Below are 3054 nucleotides of genomic sequence, written 5' to 3'. Positions count from 1 at the left end.
ACTGAGCTGCCACGATCAACAGTTGAGCCGCTACTATCGTCTCTTGAGAGAGAGGCATTTATTATCCACTCTCATAATCATATTTATCTAGGTCCAGCATTATCACAACTGACACGAGTAGCGCATGCTGAGATTATCAGTGTCGTAAGAACACACTTAAATACATTGGCTAATAAAACCGGAGAAACGGTTGAACTGTGCATTTTCAGAGGTCAGCATTCGCTGTCTGTTGATCACATTATCAGTCAGCAAGAGCTCCGGGTAGCCTCACCGCTTGGAAAAGCTTTTTCTGTATACACTTCAGCTCATGGCAAAGCCGTTCTTGCTTCTTTAAGTAATGACGAAGTTAAAGCGATTATTGACGATAAGTGGATACAACAAACAGAGGCGAGTCATATATCTTATGACACTCTTTTTCAGGATCTAGACCTCATTCGCAAAAATGGCTGGGCTGTCGATATTGAAGAACACGCAGAGGGCATTTGTGCTGTCGGTGTGGCAATTAATGCAGAGATGACCGATCATTATTCTATTGCCGTTTCCCTACCGACGATTCGTTTTAATAGAAATATGTCTAAGGTCACTTCAGCATTGCTTGCGTGTAAAGCGGAAGTGGAAGAAAGTATTAAGCCTTAAATTTCTGTGCTCAGTACAGTTGCTCGCAATACGACAACCAAGTCATCAGCATTCTATTTTGTATTGGGCATGAGCGATTGAGATGATATTATCCCTGCTCATTAGCAATCCTTTTTCTACCCACCATAGTGTGGTTGACGGTAGAAATGCTTTTAACTGTTTTTTTACACCGAGACGGTCACTTGACCGATGTTCAGCAACATCGGCATAGATTTGACAGTCCCCATTAAACCAAGGAACAAGCCATGTCAGTAAACAAGGTCATTCTGGTCGGACGACTCGGCGCAGAGCCTGAGAGTCGCGCCTTCCCTAATGGTGGTTCAATTTGTAATTTACGTATTGCCACTTCAGAAAGTTGGAAAGACAGACAAACCGGTGAGCGTCAGGAGCGCACTGAATGGCACCGTGTAGTATTACGTAATAAGCTGGGTGAAATTGCTCAACAGTACCTGCACAAAGGCTCTCAAGTCTATATTGAAGGTCGTATCCAGACCCGCAAATGGCAGAACCAGCAGGGGCAAGATCAATACACCACAGAAATCGTGGGTAACGAAATGACGATGCTGGATAGCCGTGGCGGCGGTGGCGGTAATCAAGGTGGTGGCAGTAACTACAATGCCGGTGGCGGTGATACTTCGTTTGACCAACGTCCTCAACAACAATCTGGCGGCTATAACGCACCACAACCGGCCTCATCCTCTGCTGGTCCTGATTATGGTAGCGGTGGTGACGACTATTACGACGATGATATTCCGTTCTAGACTTGTCTGAGCCAATTAAAAAAAGCCCTGTTTTCAGGGCTTTTTTGTGTTTTCAGATCAGAAAATTTATAACAAAGCATCAATATGACTAGCCACACTGCGTCCTAATGCTGACATGACATAACCGCCTTCAAGTGTTGACACTATCCGACCTTGAGCATAGTTATCGGCTATTTTTTTCACTTCACGGGTCACCCAGGCAAAGTCCTCTTCCACTAAGTCCAGATCTGACATATCATCTTCCCGGTGCCCATCAAATCCGGCAGAAATAAAAATCAATTCGGGCTGAAATGTTTCCAGCTCCGGTAACCATTGCTGCTCAACCAACTGACGAAACTGTTCACCGCTGGTCCCGGCAGCTAGGCCAATATTAATCATGTTGTCATGCTTGCCGGGCACGCCAGTATCTGGGTAAAACGGATGTTGAAAACTACTGCATAAAAGGACTTGTTCATTGCCTCGGAAAATATCTTCTGTGCCATTACCATGGTGTGCATCAAAGTCGATAATAGCTACTCGCTTCAGACCATATTGAGCTATTGCATGAGCCACACCGACAGCAACATTGTTAAAGATACAAAACCCCATCGCCTTATTATGTTCGGCATGATGACCGGGCGGCCTGACACAACAAAAGGCGCTATTTGCATCTTGGCTCATCACTAAATCGACTGCTTTTACAACAGCACCGGCTCCACGCTGTGCGGCTGTTAATGACGCGGATACCATCAAGGTATCGGCATCCAACCAAACACGTTCATTGTCTTGCAACTTCTGAAAGATCTCACTGACATAATCAGCATCATGGACACGGCATAATTGCTCTACAGAGACCATCGGCGCGTCATAAAAATGCATAATCATTTCCAGGCCGCTGGCAATTAGGCGATCATGAATGGCGGCAAGCCTTTCTGCCGTATCCGGGTGATATGATGTCGTTTCGTGCAGTGCACAGTCAGCATGAGAGATAAACGCGATAGTCATAACGACACCTTAAACAATCGTAATAAAGTTTTTGTAAGCTAATCGTATCAGGAAACTGGACCAGTGATATGACCACACATTTTTTAGACCGTCTGTTTTCACCTCGCTCAATTGCTGTATTTGGCGCCAGTCAGACCACAGATGCGGTTGGCAGACGGGTGTTTGACAACCTGATTAATACTGACTTTAACGGACCCGTCTATGCCGTGAACCCTAAATATGATCGTATTGATGATCATATTTGCTACCCGAATATCGAGGCCATTAATGAAGCTGTGGACTTGGCTGTTATCGCTACCCCCGCCAGCACCATAGAAGCCATCATGCATCAATGTGGTCATGCCGGAGTGAAATCGGCCATCATTATTTCAGCGGGTTTCAGTGAAGGTCAGGGGCAAGGTCTCAAGCTCGAACACGATGTCGTTAAAGCAGCCCAGCAATACAATATCCGAATTCTCGGACCTAATTGTCTTGGCCTTATCCGCCCCAATATTGGCATGAATGCCACCTTTAGCAAGAATACTGCAGCGCCTGGCCAACTAGCTTTAATTTCACAATCAGGCGCTTTATGTACGGCGATTCTGGACTGGGCGGCCGCCAATGAGGTCGGTTTTTCTGCCATTATTTCATTGGGTAATGCCGCTGATATTGATTTTGGTGATCTGCTCGACTT

4 protein-coding genes are annotated in these 3054 nt (G+C 45.7%); 3 read left to right on the top strand and 1 reads right to left on the bottom strand.

All coding sequences use genetic code 11. From position 1 onward, the window contains the following. Window positions 1-636, top strand: a 636-nt coding sequence (locus B4K20_RS12305; protein WP_289283095.1) for an IclR family transcriptional regulator, incomplete at its 5' end; no start/stop codon positions are given. 245 nt (window positions 637-881) lie between these two features. Further along, on the top strand, window positions 882-1397 hold the full coding sequence (locus tag B4K20_RS12300; RefSeq protein WP_289283094.1) for a single-stranded DNA-binding protein: 516 nt from the start codon (window positions 882-884) through the stop codon (window positions 1395-1397). A 66-nt stretch (window positions 1398-1463) separates the two neighbouring features. Here the strand turns inward: B4K20_RS12300 and B4K20_RS12295 are convergent, their stop codons facing one another. Further along, window positions 1464-2381 (bottom strand): histone deacetylase family protein, encoded by a 918-nt coding sequence (locus tag B4K20_RS12295; RefSeq protein ID WP_286305733.1) that lies wholly within the window; start codon window positions 2379-2381, stop codon window positions 1464-1466. 68 nt (window positions 2382-2449) lie between these two features. Between B4K20_RS12295 and B4K20_RS12290 the strand changes: the two genes are divergently transcribed. Next, a partial coding sequence (locus B4K20_RS12290; protein WP_289283093.1) for a CoA-binding protein occupies window positions 2450-3054 on the top strand: 605 nt, incomplete at its 3' end.

This window comes from Methylophaga sp. UBA5088 (genome assembly GCF_002414625.1).
In the GTDB taxonomy this organism is placed as follows: domain Bacteria; phylum Pseudomonadota; class Gammaproteobacteria; order Nitrosococcales; family Methylophagaceae; genus Methylophaga; species Methylophaga marina.
The sequence above is the reverse complement of the archived record's forward strand: the minus strand, read 5'-3'. Positions and strand labels throughout refer to the sequence as shown.

Coding starts and splice junctions, on each gene's coding strand:
- B4K20_RS12300 (WP_289283094.1), top strand. CDS start 882: ATGTCAGTAAACAAGGTCATTCTGGTCGGACGACTCGGCGCAGAGCCT.
- B4K20_RS12295 (WP_286305733.1), bottom strand. CDS start 2,381: ATGACTATCGCGTTTATCTCTCATGCTGACTGTGCACTGCACGAAACG.